This window comes from Candidatus Blastococcus massiliensis AP3, from assembly GCF_000582785.1.
GTDB lineage: Bacteria > Actinomycetota > Actinomycetes > Mycobacteriales > Geodermatophilaceae > Blastococcus > Blastococcus massiliensis.
In genome coordinates, this window is record NZ_HG931174.1 from 936,671 (window position 1) to 956,030 (window position 19,360).

The window sequence follows — 19,360 nt, forward strand, 5'->3', positions numbered from 1 at the left end:
CAGGCGGCGCAGGTGCTCCCGCTCGACGGTCGTCAGCTCCGCGACGTCCCGGTGCCGCAGCACCTCGGCCGCGCTGGCCGCGACGGCGACGTCGTCCGCCGTCCCCTCCCCCTCGCCGGAGCCCGCGCCCAGCGGGGCCATCGCCGAGAGCAGAGTCCGGTCGGGCGCGGCGGCCCGGCCGCGCCGCGGCCGCTCGCCCCCGAACCACGCGGCGAAGGCGGCGTCGTAGCGGTCGAGGTCGTCCGGGCTGCCGCACAGGGTGAGCCGGCCGGCCCAGTAGACGTCCGACGGCGAGAGGACGTCGAGGCTGCCGACGGCCGCGAGCATCGCCTCGACGCGATCGGGCGACGCCGCCACCCCGGCACCCCGGAGCGTGCAGGCGAAGCCCAGCACGGTATCCACCACGTCCCGGCTAGGCACCGAAGAGCGCCTCCTTCACCGAGCCCTGCACGCGCTCGGTGTCCTCGCGGTACTTGAGCACCGCGCCGAGCGTGCGGGCGGCGGTGTCCGGATCGAGCTCGCCGGCGCCCAGGGTGTGCAGGGCGGTCGCCCAGTCCATCGCCTCGGCCACGCCGGGGGGCTTGAGCAGGTCCAGCCTGCGCAGCGACGCCGTCGCCCGGGCCACCTCCCGGGCCAGCCGCTCCGTCACCGCGGGCAACCTGGCCCGCAGGATGGCCACCTCGCGGTCGAAGTCCGGGTGCGCCAGCCAGTGGTACAGGCAGCGTCGCTTCAATGCGTCGTGCACCTCGCGGGTGCGGTTCGAGGTGAGCACCACCAGCGGTGGGGTCGTGGTCCGCACGGTGCCCAGTTCGGGGATGGAGATCGTGAAGTCGGAGAGCAGCTCGAGCAGGAACGCCTCGAACTCGTCGTCGGCGCGGTCGATCTCGTCGATGAGCAGCACCGACGGAGAGTCCTCGAGCGCCTGCAGCAGCGGCCGGGCGAGCAGGAACCTCCGGTCGTAGAGCGAGGCCTCCAGCGCGGCCGGGTCGTCGGCGGCGTGCGCGGCCTCGGCGGCCCGCAGGTGCAGCAGCTGGCGTCCGAAGTCCCAGTCGTACAGCGCCTGGCTGGCCTCCAGGCCTTCGTAGCACTGGAGCCGGTAGAGGGGCCGGCCGGTGACCTCGGCGAGCGCGTGGGCCAGCGCCGTCTTGCCCACCCCCGCCTCCCCCTCGAGGAACAGCGGCCGCTGCATCGCCAGCGCGAGGTAGGCGGCGGTGGCCAGGCCCTCGTCGGGCAGGTAGCCGGTGCGCTCCAGCGCCGCCGCCAGCCCCTCGGGGCTCGAGGGAGCGGCCGACTGTTCCGGTGTGGGCTCGGTCACGTTCCGAGCATCCCACCGGGACGCCGTTCGAGCTGCGGGCTCGGCGCGCGGCCGTGATCATCGGCACGACGAGGGCACCGCGCCTGGAGCACACGGGCAGCCGCCCCGCGAGAGGAGTGCACGCGTGAAGGTCCTCGGCATCAACGCGATCTACCACGACCCTGCCGCGGCCCTCGTCGTCGACGGGGCGATCGTGGCCGCTGCGGAGGAGGAGCGGTTCAGCCGGCGCAAGCACGGCAAGCGCCCGCTGCCGTGGAGCGCGTGGGAGCTGCCGGAGCTCTCGGCCGCCTGGTGCCTCGCCGAAGCCGGCATCCGCCCCGAGGAGCTCGACGCCGTCGCCTACTCCTTCGACCCCGCGCTGATGACGACGCCGGAGGAGACCGGCCTCTTCGACGACGGCGACACGATGCGCAAGAGGTACGCCGAGATGGCGCCGGACTTCCTGGCCCACGCGCTGCCCGGACTGGATCCCGCGAAGGTCCGCTTCGTCAAGCACCACGTCGCGCACGCCGCATCCGCCGGGCTCGCCGCCCCGGATCACGAGGGCCGGCGCGACAACGCCGTCCTGGTGCTCGACGGCCGGGGCGAGGCGCACAGCCACCTCGCGGGCCGCTACGTCGACGGGCAGCTCGAGATCCTCGCCGGGCAGGAGCTCCCGCACTCGCTGGGGCTGCTGTACGAGGAGCTCACCGACCACCTCGGCTTCCTGCGCAGCTCCGACGAGTTCAAGGTCATGGCGATGGCCTCCTACGGCAAGCCCCGCTTCGCCGGCGCACTGTCCGAGCTCGTCCGGGCCACGGACGACGGCGGCTTCCGCACCGAGCGGATCGACTTCTCCGAGTTCGCCCCACGGCTGCGCACGGGCGACGACTGGACCGACGACCACGCCGACCTCGCCGCCAGCGTGCAGCAGCGCCTCGAGGAGGTCCTCGTCGACCTCGCCCGCTGGGTGCACGGGCAGACCGGCGAGAAGACCCTGACCCTCGCCGGCGGGACCGCGCTCAACTGCGTGGCCAACACCCGCATCCTCGCCGAGAGCCCGTTCGAGCAGGTCTGGGTGCAACCGGCGGCCGGCGACGCCGGCACCGCCCTGGGCGCGGCGCTGCACGTGGCCCGCGAGCTCGGGGAGGAGACCCGGCCGATGCCCGGCGCGGCGCTCGGCCGCGGCTGGACCGACGACGAGATCGAGCACGTCCTGCGGACGGCGGCCATCGACTACGAGCGCCCGGACGACGTCGCGGAGACGGTGGCCGAGGTGCTCGCCGACAACGGGATCGTCGCCTGGTTCCAGGGCCGCAGCGAGTACGGCCCCCGCGCGCTGGGCCACCGGTCGCTCCTGGCGCACCCCGGTCACGAGGCGAATCTCGAGCGGATGAACGACGTGAAGGGCCGGGAGCAGTTCCGCCCGGTCGCGCCGATGGTGCTGCTGGAGAGGGCGCCGGAGATCTTCAGCCGGGGCCCCGTCCCGTCGCCCTACATGCTCTTCGTGCACGACGTCGCCCCGGAGTGGCGCGAGCGCATCCCGGTGGTCACGCACGTCGACGGGACGGCGCGGATCCAGACCATCGACCGGGAGGCCCAACCGCTCGTGCACCGCATGATCGCGGCCTTCGAGCGACGCACCGGGCTCCCCGTCGTCGTCAACACCAGCCTCAACACCGCCGGCCGGCCCATGGTCGACGACCCGCGCGACGCCCTGGAGTGCTTCGGATCGGCACCCGTCGACCTGCTCGCCATCGGCCCGTTCGTCGTCCGCCGGGCGACGCCGACGTCCCGCACCCGGGGCTGAGCACGAGATCACGATCCGGGCACACGTCCGGGTGACCCGCGTTATCGCAGGTGGCCCCCGGGTAGGGCACGGTTCCCGTCGAATCCACGGCGGGAGTCCGACGTTGGGAGACCTCATGTCCGCTTCGAGCACCCCCCGGGCCGACCGCGGGATGACGTGGCCGCAGATCCTGGGTCTGGCCTTCGGTGCCGTGTACCTGCTCATCGGCATCATCGGCTTCTTCATCACCGGGTTCGACAACTTCTTCGGCAACGAGAACGGCACGCCGGCGCACCACGAGGACGCGAACCTGCTCGGGTTCATGATCAACCCGATGCACAACGTCGTGCACATCCTGATCGGCGCCGCGGGTCTGGCCCTGAGCCGGACCCTCGCCGGTGCCCGGACCTACGGCTGGCTGCTGGCCATCGGGTACGGGGCCGCGTTCATCTACGGCCTCATCGCCGTGGGCGAGGAGTGGGACTTCCTCAACCTGAACGCCGCCGACAACGTGCTGCACATCGCCACCGCGCTGGTCGGCCTGGTCATCGCGCTGGGACCGGTGCGGGACGCCGTCGACACGCGTCGCACCGTCTGAGCAGGACCCGTCCTCCTGGGACGGGCTCACCGGCGATTCGGGCCGGGTCCCGCCGTCTCCTCTCGGGGCGGCGGGACCCGGCCCTCGTCATCCCTGGCGGCTCCCGGGCCGGCGACCGGGTCAGCCGGCGGTCCCGGCCGCCGGGCGACGGGTGCGCTCCTCGGGCCACCGGGCGACGGCGTCTGCGAGCACCTCGTGCAGGAAGGCGAAGAACTCTCGGGTCTCCGCCAGGCGACGCCCGCCGGGGCGATCGACGCCGAGGAGGTCGATGCCGGACGCGACGACGTCCTCGAACTTCTGGAGCGCGCCCAGCTCCGCGCCGGTGAACCGGGTCCAGAGGTTCTCGTCGTCGAGGACGTAGAGGTCGCTGCGGGTCCCGGGCTCGCGTTCTCGCACGAGGAAGCCGATCTGCACCAGCTGGCGCACCGCGCCGCTGATCGCGGCCGGGCTGACCTGCAGTCCCTCGGCCAGCTCGGCGGCCGTGTACCGGTCGGCGTCGTCGGACAGCGCATAGGCGAACACCCGCGCCGGCATCGGCGCCATCCCCGCTTCACGGAGGGCCAGAGCGAACCGCTCGACGAACCGGAGCAGGGTGGTCCGCTCCGCCGGCGTCGCGTCCACGCTCGTCACCCCGCCCACGGTACCGGAAGAATCGACGATTCAATGAGCTTCACATGTTTGTGAAGGTTGTGTAGGTTCGCCGACGTGACCACAGCCATCTCCATCTCCGGCCTGGTGAAGACCTTCGGCCACACGCGAGCCCTGGACGGTCTCGACCTCGACGTCGCCGCGGGTGAGGTGCACGCGTTCCTGGGCCCGAACGGCTCCGGGAAGTCCACGACCATCCGCGTGCTGCTGGGCCTGCTGCGCCCCGACGGCGGCCGGGCCGAACTGCTCGGCGGGGATCCGTGGCGCGATGCCGTCGCCCTGCACCGCCGGCTCGCCTACGTCCCGGGCGACGTGACGCTGTGGCCCAGCATCAGCGGCGGTGAGGCGATCGACCTGATCGGCGCCCTGCGCGGCGGGCTCGACCCACGCCGCCGCGCCGAGCTGCTGGACCGCTTCGTCCTCGACCCGCGGAAGAAGGCGCGCACCTACTCCAAGGGCAACCGGCAGAAGGTGGCGCTGGTGGCGGCGCTGGCCTCCGACGCGGAGCTGCTCGTCCTCGACGAGCCCACGTCCGGCCTCGACCCGCTCATGGAGGCGGAGTTCCAGGCGTGCATCCGCGACGTGCGTGCCGAGGGCCGCACGGTGCTCCTGTCCAGCCACATCCTCGCCGAGGCGGAGGCCCTCTGCGACCGGGTCAGCATCATCCGGCACGGCCGCACGGTCCAGACCGGAACGCTGACCGAGCTGCGCCACCTCACCCGGATGTCCATGGTGGTGGAGACCGAGCGGCCCGCCGACGGCCTGGGCTCCCTCCCCGGGGTGCACGGCCTGCGGCACGAGGACGGCCGTGCGCACTTCGACGTCGACACCGACGCGCTCGACGGTGTCCTGCGGCACCTCACCGGCCTGGGCGTGCGTGGCCTGACGAGCACCCCGCCCACGCTCGAGGAGCTGTTCCTGCGTCACTACGGCGACGAGGTGTCCGCCGACGAGGAGCCGGTCCCGCAGGAGGCGGGGCGGTCATGAGCAGCGCATCCGGCACGCTCGTGGGCACCGGTGCCCTGTTCCGCTTCGCCTTGCGCCGGGACCGGGTGCGGCTGCCGGTCTGGATCGCCGCCGGCACCGCCATGGTGGTCACGCAGTCGGTCTCCAGCCAGTCCCTCTACGACACCCCGGCCGATCTGGCGGCCTACCAGGCGTCGGTGGGGAGCAATGCGGCGACCATCGCGCTGGCCGGCCCCCCGGTCGGCCTGGACACCGTCGCGGGCGCGGTCGCCTTCGAGATCTCCGCGACCGTCATGCTGATCGCCGCGCTCATGGCGATGTTCACTGTCTCCCGGCACACCCGCGCCGACGAGGAGGCCGGCCGCACGGAGCTGCTCCGGTCGGCGCGCGTGGGCCGGCACGCGCCCCTGCTGGCCGCCGTCCTGCTCGCCTCGCTGGCGTGCGCCGGCCTGGCGCTGGCCATCGGCACCGCCACGACGGCCACCGGGCTGCCGGCGCAGGGCTCCTTCGTGCTCGGTGCCTCGGCCGGCGCCTGTGGCCTCGTCTTCACCGGGATCGCCGCCGTCGCCGCTCAGGTGACCGGTCACACCCGGGCCGTCTACGGCCTGGTCGGCGGGCTGTTCGCGGTGGCGTTCGTGCTGCGGGCGATCGGCGACATCGAGGGCAACTGGGTGGTCTGGACCTCACCCGTCGGCTGGGCGCAGGCCACGCACCCGTTCACCGACGACGCCGTCCTCCCGCTGCTGCTGTGCGCCGTCGTGGCCGCCGCACTCCTCGTCGGCGGCTTCGCGCTGCTCGACCGGCGGGACCTCGGCTCGGGGCTCACCCAGCCACGGCCCGGCCGGGCCGCCGCCCGGCGATCGCTGCTGTCCCCGCTGGGTCTGGCGGTCCGCCTGCACCGCGGGACGCTGCTCGCCTGGACGGTGGGCCTGGCGCTGCTGGGCGTCGTGTACGGCGCCCTCGCGGAATCGGTGGAGACGCTCATCGGGCAGAACGAGCAGGCGCTGGCGATCTTCGGGGACCCGGACGTCGGTCAGCTCGTGGACGCCTACCTCGGCACCACCTTCGCCATCACCGCGCTGCTCGCCGGCGCCTACGCGGTCTCGGCGGTCCTGCGTGCCCGTTCTGAGGAGTCGGACGACCGGGCCGAGGTCCTGCTCGCGACGGCGACCAGCCGCCGGGCGTGGCTGGGCAGCCACGTGCTCGTCGCCCTGCTGGGATCCGCGCTCGCCATGGCCGTCGCCGGTGTCACCACCGGGCTGGTGCGGGTGGTGCAGACCGGGGATGCAGCGGCGCTCGGCCGCATGGTCGGGGCAGCCGTCTCCTACGTCCCCGCCGTCTGGGTCGTGGCCGGCGTGGCCGTCGCGCTCTTCGGGCTGTTCCCGCGCCTCGCGGCGGCCGGGGCGTGGACGGCGGTCGGGATCTTCCTCCTGATCAGCATGTTCGCCGAGTCCTTCGACTGGCCGGCGTGGGTGAGCGACCTGTCGCCGATCTCCTGGGTCCCGACGCAGCCGCTCGAGCAGTGGACCCTCGGTCCGCTGGTCGGGCTGGCCGCCGTCGCCGCCGTCCTGCTGGCAGCCGGGTTCACCGGCTTCCGGCGCCGGGACCTCGCCGTGGGCTGATCCGAGCGCTGAGCCGTCAGCGCCGCGGGCCCGACCGGCGGAGGAGCACCGCGCCCACCGCCGCCAGCGCCAGGCCGACGACCACCTGGGCCACACCCCAGCCCGCCCGGTCGCTGCCGAACCAGGTCACCGACGACACCAGCAGGACGACGGCGACGCCGAGCACGAACAGCGCGACCTGGCGCGCCCGGTCCTGCTCGGGTGTGCGCTGGGGGGAGCCGGAGGTCATGCCCCCGGGTCTACCAGAGCGGGCACCGGTCCTCGGGCTCCGGGGCCCGGGAGCCGGTGGACCAGGAGGATCTCGTCGCGGTCGTCGCCCGCCGCCACCCGCACGGCTCCCGGGATCCGGCCCACCTCGGTGTAGCCGAGGCCGCGGTAGAAGCCGTCGACGCCGGTGCCGCCGCGGGCGGTGAGCGACAGGAACTCCCACCCGTGCTCGACGGCGATCCGGTGGACACCCGCCATCAGCTGCCGGCCCAGCCCGTGGCCCTGCAGGGAGGGGTGCACCTGCACCCGGAGCACGGTGGCCCAGTGCCTGCGCAGCGGGGACGACGAACCGACCAGGGCCGCGAACCCCGCGGTGGCGCCGTCGACGGTCAGCACGCAGAGCACGTCCCGTCCCGAGGTGACGCCGTCCAGCAGCCGGTCGAGCACCGGTCCGACGTCGTCGGAGCTCACCGGGGGCACGAACCCGACGGCCCCGCCGGCGTTCGTGACGTCGACCCAGCAGGCGAGGAGCTCGGCCCGCAGGCCGTCGTCGACGACGGACGCGGCACGGACGTCGACGGCGGGCACGGGCGCCATCCTCCCGCGCCGCTCCCGCGCGTCCGCCATGGGCTCAGCCGCCGCGCGTCGGCGGCATCCCGGCCGCCAGCTCCGCCTCGGCCCGCACCGGGTCGTAGGCGCACGCGTCCCTGACGTCGGTCGGGCGCGGGGGCGGGGCCGGGGCGTCGTCCGCGGGCGCATCCGTGCCGACCGGCTCGCCGCCGCCCTCGGCGTCGTCGTCGGGGGGCGTCGGGGTCTCGTCCGTCTCGCCGTCGGGCGACATCAGCGCCGCGAAGACGATCCCGCGGATCCGGTCGTAGTCGGGGTACGCCGGGTCGATCACCGTGTCGTCGAAGACGACGCTGCGGATGTCGGCGTCCTTGACGAGGAACGCGAGGTCCACGAAGTCGCCGAGCCGGGACCTCGGGATGTCGGTGAAGACGATGTCTTTGGTGGTGCGGGCCAGCTCCTGGTACTTGCGCAGCAGGGTCATCGGGTCGGCGGCGTCGACGATCGCGTCGATGGTGCAGCGCTGCCGGTCCATCCGGTCGTAGTCGGTGAGGTTGAACCGGCCGCGGGCGAACGCCAGCGCCGTGTCGCCGTCCATCCGCCGGTCCGGGCCGGGCGCGATGTAGTCGTCGGGCAGGGTGCCGATGGTGGGCTCGCCACCGATCGGCACCCAGTAGTTGACGTCGACGGTGATCCCCCCGAGCGCGTCGACCAGCCGGCTGAACCCTTCCAGGTTGATCAGCACGTAGTAGTCGATCGTCAGCCCGAGGGCCTCTCCCACGCCGAGCTTGACGAAGTCCGCCCCGGGGTTGTCGGTCACGCCCAGGGCGTCGGGATACATGGCGGGGCCGTTGCGGTACACCGCGTTGAGCAGGCTCTCGCTCGCGCTGCCGGCGTCGAACCCGTCCGGGTAGATCCGGCCGAGCGGGCTGTCCTCCGGGAAGGGCAGGTCCTCGAGGTTCCGCGGCAGGCTGAACAGCGTCGTGTCGCCGTTGCCGGTGTCGATGCTCGCGACGATGACCGTGTCGGTGCGCACGCCCTCGCGGCCCTCGCCGCCGTCCCCGCCCAGCAGCAGGACGTTCACCCGTCGCTTGGAGCCGAACGGGTCGGGGCTCTGGTCCACCGTGGCGGAGCGCCCGTCGTCGGCGAAGACGTCGGCGATGAGGTCGCGCTGCACCAGCGCGACCCGTCCGGCCGCGACGGCAGGGACGACCGCCGCCGCGAGCATCGCCGCGACGACCACGCCGCCGAGGACCTGCCGGCGGCGGCCGAGGGGTCGCGGGACGAGCAACAGGTAGCCCGCGACGACGGAGACGCACCACAGCAGGGCCAGCACGCCGACGCCGCCGACGATCCACAGCAGCGAGGTGGTGTCGACGGCCGCGCGGAACGCGGAGCGCCGGCCCCCGGTGACCAGCCAGGCACCGCCTGCCGCCAGCAGCAGGAACGCGGCGAGGACGACACCGCCGAGGACCCGGCGTCCGGTGACCAGGAAGCCCGTCCCGGGAACGAGGGCGTGCAGCGCGGTCCAGCCGAGCGCGGCGCGGAAACTGCCGGCCCGCTTCACCGGCCGGCCGTCGCTGCGCACTCCGTGATCACCCGGCCATCGTCCCACCGATGGAGGGGCGACGTGGCGGCGTGCTCCGTGCCCCTGGCCGGTACCCCCGACCGGGCGACACGCCCGGCGCGCACCAGGTCCGTCGCGCAGGCGTGACCGCGACGCGAACGGGGAACCCAACCGGAGGCATGCACCCCCGGGTTACGGAGCCGTAGGTTACGGGGGCGTAGCCGACTTCCTGGAGGTGCACGGATGTCCCGGACCGATCCGCAGAGCGCAGTGCTCATCGAGCTGGAGCCGGTGGTCGCCGAGAACCTCGACCGGCACATCAAGGTCGCGAAGGAGTGGCATCCGCACGACTACGTCCCCTGGGACGAGGGGCGGAACTTCGCCTTCCTCGGCGGTGAGGACTGGTCGCCCGAGCAGTCCCGGCTGGACGAGACCGCGAAGGCCGCGATGTTCGTCAACCTCCTGACCGAGGACAACCTGCCGAGCTACCACCGCGAGATCGCCACCCGATTCGGGCGCGACGGGGCCTGGGGCCAGTGGGTGGGTCGCTGGACCGCGGAGGAGGGCCGGCACGGGGTCGCGCTGCGCGACTACCTGGTGGTCACCCGCGGCGTCGACCCGGTCGAGCTGGAGCGGGCACGGATGGACTACATGACCACCGGCTACGACTCCGGCGACAAGACCGCGCTCGAAGCGGTCGCCTACGTCTCGTTCCAGGAACTGGCGACCCGCGTCTCGCACCGCAACACCGGCCGGGCCACCGGTGACCCGATCGCGGACAAGCTGCTCGCACGGATCTCCACCGACGAGAACCTGCACATGATCTTCTACCGGAACCTCGTCACGGCGGCGTTCGACATCGATCCGGACGAGATGATGAAGGCCGTGGCCAAGGAGGTCATGACCTTCGAGATGCCCGGCGCCAACATGGCCAACTTCCGCAAGAACTCGACGATCATCGCGAAGGCCGGCATCTACGACCTGCGGCTGCACCACGACGAGGTGGTCGCCCCCATCCTGCGCACCTGGAAGGTCTTCGACCGCACCGACCTCGGCCCCGAGGGCGAGCGGGCGCGCGAGGAGCTGGCGGCGTTCCTGGCCGGCCTGGACGCGCAGGCCACAAAGTTCGTCGAGAGCCGGGAGCGGCTGCGCGCCCGCATGGCCGCCAAGGGAGAGACAGCCGTATCCATCTGATCGGCCTCCGGCCGATCACCGCGGCCAGGAGCCGTCCCCCGTTGCGCTGAGCGTGCCCGTCGCGCCTGCGCGGGGACCCTCCGGGCCCCCACTCGGCGCGACCAGACACCATGGACCCCATGCGGCTGGCGACCTGGAACGTGAACTCGATCCGCTCCCGGGCCGACCGGGTGGCCGCCTTCCTGCAACGGCACGACGTCGACGTCCTGGCCCTGCAGGAGACCAAGTGCCGGGACGACCAGTTCCCGGAGATGGTGTTCAACGCCATCGGCTACGAGGTCGCCCACGTGGGCCACTCGCAGTGGAACGGCGTCGCAGTCCTCTCGCGCATCGGCATCGAGGACGTCGAGATCGGCTTCGACGGGATGCCGTCCTGGTCCGCCAAGGACGGCGTCGACCCCGCAGCCGAGGCGCGGGCGCTCGGCGCGACCTGCGGTGGTGTCCGGGTCTGGAGCCTCTACGTACCCAACGGGCGCACGCTGGCCGACCCGCACCTGCAGTACAAGCTCGAGTGGCTGGCCGCCCTGCGCACCACCGTCGCCGGCTGGCTGGAGGCGGATCCGCAGGCCCCGATCGCGCTGGTCGGCGACTGGAACATCGCCCCGGAGGACGACGACGTCTGGGACATGTCGGTGTTCACCCACTCCACGCACGTCTCCCCACCCGAGCGCGCCGCGTTCCGCGCCGTCGTCGACTCCGGGTTCGCCGACGTCGTCCGGCCGTACGCACCGGGGCCGGGCGTCTACACGTACTGGGACTACACCCAGCTGCGCTTCCCCCGCCGCGAGGGCATGCGGATCGACTTCGTCCTCGGCTCCCCCGCGTTCGCCGGCCGGGTCACCGGCGCGCTGATCGACCGCGAGGAGCGCAAGGGCAAGGGCGCCAGCGACCACGCCCCGGTCATCGTCGACCTGGAGTGACCGCGTGCTCATCCTCCTGCCGCCGTCGGAGACCAAGGCCCCCGGCGGGGACGGCGCCCCGCTCGACCTGGCCGCGCTGACCACGCCCGAGCTCACCCCGCTGCGCACGGAGCTCACCGAGGCGCTGGTCACGCTGGCCGACGACGTCCCCGCGTCCCGGGCGGCGCTCGGGCTCTCCCCGAAGCAGGACGACGAGATCACCCGCAACGCAGCGCTGTGGACCAGCCCCACCCGGCCGGCGATCGAGCGGTACACCGGCGTCCTCTACGACGCCCTGGAGGTCTCGTCGATGACACGGGCGCAGCGGGCGCGCGCCGACCGGCGGCTGGCCGTGGGGTCCGCCCTGTTCGGGGTGGTCCGCGCGGCCGATCCGATCCCGGCCTACCGGCTCTCCGCGACCTCCGCCCTACCGGGCCTGCCCACGCTCCGCTCCCTGTGGAAGCCCGCCCTCTCCCCCGTGCTCGCCGCGGTCGACGACCTCGTCGTCGACCTGCGCAGCGGCTCCTACGCCGCCCTGGCCCCCGTGCCCGGCGCGGTCACCGTCGACGTGCTCAGCGAGCGGCCCGACGGCACGCGCGCCGTCGTCAGCCACTTCAACAAGGCGCACAAGGGCCGCGTGGCCCGGCTGCTGGCCGGCACGACGGCCGAGCCGGACGGCGTCGTGGCACTGCGGAGGCTGCTGAGACGGGCGGGGTTGCACGTGGAACATGACGGCGGCACCGCGTTCACGCTCGTGGTGCCCGGGACGTGACGGAGAACTCGCCTGGGGCGCTGTTGCGCAGCGTGCACCGGCCGTGACATAACTTCCAGGTAACGGCGCGGCCCGAATCAGGAGGCCACCGCCGGACGGACCGGGCCGCACCCGGGCGGAAGGGCCACCCGTGGATCGATCCCCCGACCGGACCTCCGCCGACGACGGCGACCGTCCGGTGGATGGAACGCGTCCCGAGGCGGACTTCACATCCCGGCAGCTCGCCGCCCTCCAGCGGCGCTACGCGACCGAGCGGCTCCGCTGGGAGCTCGCCAAGGACGCCGGCGGCGTCGGGACCTTCGACTGGGAGCCGTCCACCGGCACGCTGCTGTGGGACGAGCAGCTGCAGCGGATGTTCGGCTACGACACCCCCGACTCCTTCGACGAGTCCCTCGCCGCCTTCAACGCCCGGGTGCACCCCGACGACCGCGGCTGGCACGCCGACGCACTGCAGGCCAGCACGGACAGCTGCGGTGAGTACGACGTGGAGTACCGGATCGTGCTCCCGGACGGGGAGACCCGCTGGATCCACGCCCGGGGCAGGTGCCTTCCCGACCCGGACGGCCGGACCGAGCGACTGATCGGCGCGGCCTACGACACCACCGGCGAGCGCGAGGCCTCGACGCGGATCTCGCGACTGCTCGAGGCCATGCCGGCCGGCTTCTACTCGGTGGACCGCGAGTGGCGCTTCACCCACGTGAACGCCGAGGCAGAGCGGCTGCTCGGGCACAGCCGCGACGAGCTGCTCGGTCAGGTGCTCTGGGATGCCTTCCCCGCAGCCCTGGACAGTGAATTCGAGGACAGCTTCCGCAAGGCGATCGCCAGTGGGGAACCCGTCCAGTTCGACGCCCACTACCCGGCGCCGCTGGACGGCTGGTACGAGCTCCGCGCGTGGCCCACACCCGACGGCCTCTCGGTCTACTTCCTCGAGGTGACCGAGCGGCGGGCGAGCCAGGAGCGCGCCGAGCGCTGGGCCCGCCAGCTGGCCACCCTCGCCCAGGTCAGCGCCGAGCTGGCCGGCACGCTGGACACCCAGATCGCCACGGCGCGGCTGCCCCGGCTGGTCGTGCCCGCCCTGGCCGACTTCTGCGTGGTGACCGTCATCGGCGCCGACGGCCAGCCGCGCGACGTCGGCAGCTGGCACGCCGACCCCACCGCGCGCCCGCTGCTGGAGCGCTACCGCGAGGTCCGCCTCGACGCGATGCCGATGACCGCACCGGTCGCCCGTGCCCTGCACACCGGCGAGGCGGCGACCTTCCGCGGCACCGACGTCCTGGAGGTCCTGCCCCCGGGCCCGGCGCGCGACCTGCTCGCGATCCTGTCCCCGGCGAGCGAGGTCGCGCTGCCCCTGCGCGCCCGCGGCCGGACCGTCGGGCTGCTCACCCTCTTCTACGCCGAGGGCCACGCCCCGACCGACGAGGACGTGGCGATCGCCCAGGACGTCGCGGACCGCGCCGGGCTGGCGTGGGACAACGCACGGCTGTTCAGCGCCCAGCAGCAGCTCGCCGAGGGCCTGCAGCGCAGCCTGCTCACCGAGCCGCCCGAGCCCGAGCACGCCGAGATCGCGGTGCGCTACCTGCCCGCGGCCGAGGCGGCCCGGGTCGGCGGGGACTGGTACGACGCCTTCCTGCAGCCCAACGGCACCACGATGCTGGTCATCGGCGACGTCGTCGGGCACGACACCGAGGCGGCGGCCGCCATGGGGCAGCTGCGGGGACTGCTGCGCGGCGTCGCCACCTACAGCAACGCCGGACCGGTCGAGGTGCTGCGCGGGCTGGACGCCTCCATGAGCACCCTCCAGCTGGGCACGCTGGCCACCGCCGCGGTCGCCCGGTTCGAGCAGACACCGGAGGAACGTCGTCGCGGCCTCACGCGGATGCGCTGGGCCAACGCGGGCCACCTGCCGCCCCTGGTGGTGAACCCCGACGGGACCGTCGCCGAGCTTGCCCCGTGGGTGGGCGACCTCATGCTCGGCGTCGACAGCGCGGCCGTGCGCCGGGAATCGGTCGTCATGCTCGACCACGGCTCCACCGTGCTGCTCTACACCGACGGGCTGGTCGAGCGCCGCGACTCCGACCTCGACGCGGGAGTGTCGCGGCTGCGCGACGCGCTCGTCGCGCTCGTGGACCTGCCTCTGGAGGAGTTGTTGGACGAGCTGCTCGAGCGGCTGGTCCAGGGCCGGCCGGACGACGACGTCGCGCTCGTCGCCGTCCGGCTGAACCGCCTGGAGTAGCCGGGTCAGCCGCGGTCGCGGCGGACCGTCGCCTTCCGGCCCTTGATCATCGTGGCCTTGAGGGCCCGCACCACCTCGTCGGCCGCCGGCTCCGGCACCTCCACGAGCGCGAACCGCTGGTGGATCTCGATCGAGCCGATGTCCTTGCCGCGGAGCTCCGTCTCCCCCGTGATGGCGCCGACCAGGTCGCCCGGCCGGATGCCCGCCTCGCGGCCGAGGCCGACGAACAACCGGGCCGCCGGGCCCCCGGGCCCCTTGCGCGGGCGCCCCGGCTCGCGGCCGCCCCCGCGCGCGTCCGGCCGCTTGCCCGAGTCGGGGCGGAAGGTGACCTGCGGGATCTCCTCGTCGTCGTCGGCGCCGCCGCCGGCCTCGTGGGCGAGCTTGACCGCGGCCAGGGCGACCTCCATGAGGTCGAACTCGTCCGCGAGGGTCTCCACCACCACGCGGAACCGGTCGAGCTCGTCGCCGAGCAGGCTCTCCCGCAGCGCGGCACGGGTCAGGTCCAGGCGCCGGGCCCGCAGGTCGGCGACCGTGGGCACGGTCTGCACGGAGATGGTGGCGCCGGCGACCTTCTCGATCGTCTTGAGCATCCGGTGCTCGCGGGGCTCGGCGAGGGTGATCGCGACGCCCTCCCGTCCGGCCCGGCCGACCCGCCCGATGCGGTGCACGTAGGACTCCGGGGCCGAGGGGACGTCGTAGTTCACGACGTGCGTGAGCTGCTCGATGTCCAGACCCCGGGCGGCGACATCGGTGGCGACGAGCAGGTCCGCGGTCCCGCCGCGCAGCCGGCCCATCACCTTGTCGCGCTGCTCCTGGCTCATCCCGCCGTGCAGCGGCTCGGCCCGGTACCCGCGGCCGTTGAGCGTCTCGGTGAGGGTGTCGACCTCCTCGCGCGTCCGGCAGAAGACGATCGCCGCCGTCGGTGCCTCGATGTCGAGGATCCGGCCGAGCGCCGCCGGCTTCGCCGCCCGGGGGACGACGTAGGCCGTCTGCCGCACGCGCGGCGCCTCGCCGGCCTGGGCCTGCTCCTTGGCGATGGTGATGCGGGCCGGGTCGCGGAGGTGGCGGCGGGCCAGCGCGTCGAGCCGGCGCGGCATCGTCGCGGAGAACAGCACCGTCTGCCGCTGCTCGGGCGTCTCGTCGAGGATCGCCTCGAGGTCCTCGGCGAAGCCCATGTCGAGCATCTCGTCGGCCTCGTCGAGGATCACGGTGGTGATCTCGTCGAGCCGGAGGCTCCCCCGGTTGAGCAGGTCCAGCGCCCGCCCGGGGGTGGCGACGACGACGTCGACACCTGCCTGCAGGGACCGGAGCTGGCGGACGATCGGAGCGCCGCCGTACACCGGCAGCACCCGCGAGCCGAGGTCCTTGCCGTATCGGTGGAACGCCTCGGACACCTGGACGGCCAGCTCGCGCGTGGGCACCAGCACCAGCGCGACCGGCGACCGCCCGGAGCGGTGCGCCTCGAGCTTCTGCAGCACCGGGAGCGAGAAGGCAGCCGTCTTGCCGGTGCCCGTCGCCGCTTGGCCGAGCAGGTCCCGCCCCTCGATCACCAGCGGGATCGCCTCCAGCTGGATCGGGGTCGGCTCCTCGTATCCGAGGGTGGTGAGCGCCTGCAGCAGCTCGGGCCGGAGGCCGAGCTCGGCGAAGGTGGGGCCGTCCTGATCGGTGTTCATCACCGTCCATGGTCCCTGGCCGGCTTCGAGATCCGCTTCTGGCCTCCTCTAGCGGCGTCTAGCAATGCGGCTAGACATCCCGAGACGGGGCGAGAGCCGGGCCGTCGGACCCCGCCGGGTACTCGAGCAGCGGGACCTCGTCGGCCTGCCATGCCGCGAGGACGGGCGCGACGATCCGCCACGACTCCTCGGCCTCCACGTCGCTGATCGACAGCGTCGCGCTGCCGGCGAGCATCTCCTGGAGCAGCAGTCCGTACGCCGACAGCCGCGGCGGCGCCAGGGCGATGTCGAGAGCGCGGCGCTCCAGCTCGAACGGGTCGTCCGCGCCGTTGAGGTTGAGCTCCAGGGCGATCCCGTCCGGGTCGAACCGCAGTCGCAGCACGTCGGGCTGCGGCACGCCGTCGCCGTCGCCGAAGGCCAGATGCGGCACCGGCCTGAACCAGATCGCGATCTCCTGCCGGTCGCTGCCCAGCGCCTTGCCGGTGCGCAGCCGGAACGGGACACCCGCCCAGCGCCAGTTCTCGACCGTGACCGTGAACTCGGCGTAGGTCTCGGTGCCCCGAGCGGGCTCCACGCCGTCTTCCGCCGTGTAGTCGGGCAGCTCACGGCCCGCGACCGTCCCCGCCGTGTAGCGCGCCCGCACCGTGTCCCGGGCCATGTCCGTGGGCGACCGGACCGCGCGCAGCACGTCGGCCTTGCGCGTGGAGAGACTGCGCGCGTCGATGGCCGTCGGCGGCTCCATCGCGACCAGCGCGAGTTGCTGGAGCAGGTGGTTCTGCAACATGTCGCGCAGCGCGCCGGCGGTGTCGTAGTAGCCGGCGCGCCCCTCCAGCGCCAGGCTCTCGTCGAACACGATCTCGACCCGCTCGACGTGGTTGGCGTTCCACACCGGCTCGAACAGACGGTTGGCGAAGCGCAGGCCGAGGATGTTCAGCACCGTCTGCATCGCGAGGAAGTGGTCGGTGCGGAACACCTGCTCCTCGGGGACGAGCCGGTGCAGCACCTCGTTGAGCCGCCGGGCATCGGCGCGGTCCCGGCCGAAGGGCTTCTCGACCGCGATCACCGCGCCGTCGGGGAGCCCGGCCTGCTCCAGCGCCTCGAGGGTCGGGAGGAAGATCGTGTTCGGCAGGGCCAGGTAGACCACCGGCGAGCCCCCGGCGCGCTCGAGCGCCCGGCGCAGGTCGGCCGGCACCGTCACGTCGCCGTGCTCGTAGCCCAGCCGCCCCACGAGCGCCTCCCGCACGGCCTCCGGGACGCGGGGCGCGTGCGCGGCCAGCCGGTCGCGGGCCCACGAGCGGTACTCCTCGTCGGTCCGGCCGTGCGTGCCGACCGCGACCACGGCGAGGTCGTCGGCCAGTTCCCCCGCGTGCTGGAGCTCCGCGAGGCCGGGGAGCAGCAGCCGGCCGGTGAGGTCCCCGGTGCCTCCGAGGACGATCAGCGAGCGGTTCACCGGTCGTCCTGCCCGTCCCGGGCGGCCTCCGCGCGCGCCAGGTTCCACCCGCTGGTGATCACGCCGACATGGCTGAACGCCTGCGGGAAGTTGCCCAGGAACGCGCCGGTCGAGGGATCGATCTCCTCGGCGAGCAGGCCCAGCTCGTTCGCCCGGCGGCAGAGGCTGTCGTAGAGCTCGTGCGCCTCGTCCAGCCGGCCCTGGCCGGTGAGGTTGTCGACGAGCCAGAAGCTGCACAGCAGGAACGCGCCCTCCTCGCCCGGGAGTCCGTCCGGGGAGTCGGCGTGCAGGTACCGGTAGAGCAGCCCGTCGCCCGCGTCGAGGTGCCGGCGGACGGCGTCGGTGGTGGCGACCATGCGCGGGTCGTCGGCGGGGAGGATGCGCCGCAGCGGCAGGGTGAGCAGCGAGCCGTCCAGCCCGCCCCGCTCCCCCTCTCCCGGCGGCGTCAGGTGCTCGGTGAACGTGCCGCGCTCGGGGTCCCACGCCTCCTCGAGGAGCGTCGCGCGGATCTCCGACGCCGCTGCCTGCCAGCGCTCCCGGGGGTAGGACAGCCCGAGCGCCTCGGCGATGCCGATCGCCCGGTCCACGGCGACGTGGCACAGCGCCACCGAGTAGGTGAAGGGGCGGCCGGTGTCCCGGATCTCCCAGATGCCGTGGTCCGGCGTCCGCCAGTTGGCGACGGCGTGCTCGGTGAGCTCACCGAGGGCCCGCCACAGCGGCTCCTGCACCTCTCCCCCGGCCCGCACCCACTGGTGGGCGACGTCGAGCAGCTCCCCGTACACGTCGTGCTGGACCTGCCGGGCGGCCCCGTTGCCCCACCGGACGGGGCCGGAGCCGCGGTATCCCGAGAGGGTGAGGTCCTCCCACTCCGCTCCCGGCCGGCGCCCGTCCAGCGTGTACAGGATGCTCGTCCGCTCGTCGCGCTCGACGTTGCGCATCGTCCAGGCGAGGAAGGAGTCGGCCTCCGCACGCATCCCGATGCGACGGAGCGCGTAGGTGGTGAACGCGGCATCGCGGACCCACGTGTAGCGGTAGTCCCAGTTGCGGACGCCGCCGATCTCCTCGGGCAACGAGGAGGTGGCCGCGGCCATCACCGCGCCGGTCGAGGCGTGGTCGAGCAGCTTGAGGGTGAGGGCCGATCGGCGGACGAGCTCCCGCTGCGGCCCCTCGTAGTCGATGTGCTCGGCCCAGTCGCGCCAGGCGGCCGCGGTCTGCTCGACGAGCCGCTCGGGCGCGGACCGCGCCCGGGTGAGCGTCTGGCCCGACCACTGCAGCGTCACGACCAGCTGCTCGCCCTCGCGCAGCCGGACCCGGCCCCCGATGCTGCCGTCCCGGCCCACGCCGATCCCGTGCGAGCACCACAGGTGCAGCTGCATCTCCGGGTGCGCGGGCCAGTGCATCCGCCACGAGCCGAGTTCCTGGCGCACCTGCACCCCGTCGAGCGGCTCCAGCCGGACGTCCACCTCCACCGTCCCGGACACCACCCGTGCCAGCCGCAGCAGCTCGCCGCGCCCGGCCGGCACCTGCTCGCCGAGGTCGGCGCCCGACCGCAGGGTCATGCAGTCGGTCAGCTCCAGCCGCCCGTCGGGTCCCTGCAGGTCGGTCACCAGGACCGCGGTGTCGGGCAGGTAGCGCTGGGCCGAGCTCTGCAGTCCCACGGGCGTCACGGCGAAGCTGCCCCCGCGCTCGGCGTCCAGCAGCCCGGCGACGAAGGGGCGGCTGTCGAAGTCGGGCAGGCAGAGCCAGGGGATGCTCCCGTCCCGCCCCACGAGCGCGGCGGTCGCGCCGTCCCCGATGAGCCCGTGGTCCTCGATGGGCAGGAAGCCGTCGGTTCGGACGATGGGGCGCAGCGGCACAGGAGGTCCTCGGCTGGGCGACGGG

At 73.7% G+C, this 19,360-nt stretch carries 16 protein-coding genes and 1 pseudogene; 8 read left to right on the forward strand and 9 right to left on the reverse strand.

Features of this window, described 5'->3' with window-relative positions; all coding sequences use genetic code 11:
* Both BN344_RS20335 and BN344_RS13020 read right to left on the reverse strand, forming a co-directional pair.
* Window positions 1-420: pseudogene (locus BN344_RS20335) on the reverse strand (hypothetical protein); the annotation flags it as partial.
* Entirely contained in the window at window positions 413-1,315 is a 903-nt protein-coding gene (locus tag BN344_RS13020; RefSeq protein WP_040338811.1) for an AAA family ATPase, read from the reverse strand. The pseudogene BN344_RS20335 and the gene BN344_RS13020, both read right to left, overlap by 8 nt.
* 124 nt (window positions 1,316-1,439) lie before the next feature.
* Between BN344_RS13020 and BN344_RS13025 the strand changes: the two genes are divergently transcribed.
* Together BN344_RS13025 and BN344_RS13030 are read left to right on the forward strand one after the other, a co-directional pair.
* Window positions 1,440-3,104: a carbamoyltransferase family protein gene (locus BN344_RS13025; protein WP_040338812.1), complete on the forward strand. Its 1,665-nt coding sequence runs from the start codon at window positions 1,440-1,442 to the stop codon at window positions 3,102-3,104.
* A gap of 115 nt (window positions 3,105-3,219) precedes the next feature.
* Window positions 3,220-3,681, forward strand: coding sequence for a DUF4383 domain-containing protein (locus BN344_RS13030; protein WP_040338813.1), 462 nt, complete (start codon window positions 3,220-3,222; stop codon window positions 3,679-3,681).
* Between the two features lie 120 nt (window positions 3,682-3,801).
* On the opposite strand, the gene BN344_RS13035 is transcribed toward BN344_RS13030, so the two are convergent.
* Window positions 3,802-4,311, reverse strand: a complete 510-nt coding sequence (locus BN344_RS13035; protein ID WP_197022312.1) for a GbsR/MarR family transcriptional regulator — start codon at window positions 4,309-4,311, stop codon at window positions 3,802-3,804.
* 75 nt (window positions 4,312-4,386) lie between these two features.
* Here BN344_RS13035 and BN344_RS13040 point away from each other — a divergent pair, with 75 nt between their 5' ends.
* Both BN344_RS13040 and BN344_RS13045 read left to right on the forward strand, forming a co-directional pair.
* Window positions 4,387-5,316, forward strand: a complete 930-nt coding sequence (locus BN344_RS13040) for an ABC transporter ATP-binding protein (protein ID WP_040338815.1) — start codon at window positions 4,387-4,389, stop codon at window positions 5,314-5,316.
* Entirely contained in the window at window positions 5,313-6,917 is a 1,605-nt protein-coding gene (locus tag BN344_RS13045; protein WP_040338816.1) for an ABC transporter permease, read from the forward strand. Before BN344_RS13040 ends, BN344_RS13045 begins: the two co-directional genes overlap by 4 nt.
* A gap of 16 nt (window positions 6,918-6,933) precedes the next feature.
* Here the strand turns inward: BN344_RS13045 and BN344_RS13050 are convergent, their stop codons facing one another.
* From BN344_RS13050 to BN344_RS13060, 3 genes are read right to left on the reverse strand one after another with little or no spacing between them, the layout of a single operon-like run.
* Entirely contained in the window at window positions 6,934-7,146 is a 213-nt protein-coding gene (locus BN344_RS13050; protein ID WP_040338817.1) for a hypothetical protein, read from the reverse strand.
* Window positions 7,143-7,721: a GNAT family N-acetyltransferase gene (locus BN344_RS13055; RefSeq protein ID WP_051515858.1), complete on the reverse strand. Its 579-nt coding sequence runs from the start codon at window positions 7,719-7,721 to the stop codon at window positions 7,143-7,145. Before BN344_RS13055 ends, BN344_RS13050 begins: the two co-directional genes overlap by 4 nt.
* A gap of 34 nt (window positions 7,722-7,755) precedes the next feature.
* Complete coding sequence (locus tag BN344_RS13060; protein WP_231486781.1) at window positions 7,756-9,279, reverse strand: LCP family protein; 1,524 nt, start codon at window positions 9,277-9,279, stop codon at window positions 7,756-7,758.
* Between the two features lie 222 nt (window positions 9,280-9,501).
* Here BN344_RS13060 and BN344_RS13065 point away from each other — a divergent pair, with 222 nt between their 5' ends.
* From BN344_RS13065 to BN344_RS13080, 4 genes are all read left to right on the forward strand, one after another.
* The gene (locus BN344_RS13065; protein ID WP_040338818.1) at window positions 9,502-10,452 is read left to right on the forward strand and encodes an acyl-ACP desaturase; all 951 of its coding nucleotides are present in this window, start codon (window positions 9,502-9,504) and stop codon (window positions 10,450-10,452) included.
* Between the two features lie 119 nt (window positions 10,453-10,571).
* Window positions 10,572-11,372, forward strand: a complete 801-nt coding sequence (locus BN344_RS13070; RefSeq protein WP_040338819.1) for an exodeoxyribonuclease III — start codon at window positions 10,572-10,574, stop codon at window positions 11,370-11,372.
* Window positions 11,373-11,376: 4 nt separating this feature from the next.
* Window positions 11,377-12,123, forward strand: coding sequence for a peroxide stress protein YaaA (gene yaaA, locus BN344_RS13075; protein WP_040338820.1), 747 nt, complete (start codon window positions 11,377-11,379; stop codon window positions 12,121-12,123).
* A gap of 130 nt (window positions 12,124-12,253) precedes the next feature.
* A complete protein-coding gene (locus BN344_RS13080; RefSeq protein ID WP_231486783.1) occupies window positions 12,254-14,356 on the forward strand; it encodes a SpoIIE family protein phosphatase in 2,103 nt (700 codons plus the stop codon).
* Window positions 14,357-14,361: 5 nt separating this feature from the next.
* Here the strand turns inward: BN344_RS13080 and BN344_RS13085 are convergent, their stop codons facing one another.
* From BN344_RS13085 to BN344_RS13095, 3 genes are all read right to left on the reverse strand, one after another.
* Complete coding sequence (locus BN344_RS13085; protein ID WP_040338821.1) at window positions 14,362-16,029, reverse strand: DEAD/DEAH box helicase; 1,668 nt, start codon at window positions 16,027-16,029, stop codon at window positions 14,362-14,364.
* Between the two features lie 70 nt (window positions 16,030-16,099).
* Window positions 16,100-17,479: a glucose-6-phosphate dehydrogenase gene (locus tag BN344_RS13090; RefSeq protein WP_040338822.1), complete on the reverse strand. Its 1,380-nt coding sequence runs from the start codon at window positions 17,477-17,479 to the stop codon at window positions 16,100-16,102.
* Window positions 17,476-19,335, reverse strand: a complete 1,860-nt coding sequence (locus BN344_RS13095; RefSeq protein ID WP_040338823.1) for a glycoside hydrolase family 15 protein — start codon at window positions 19,333-19,335, stop codon at window positions 17,476-17,478. Before BN344_RS13095 ends, BN344_RS13090 begins: the two co-directional genes overlap by 4 nt.
* Window positions 19,336-19,360: the final 25 nt, after the last annotated feature.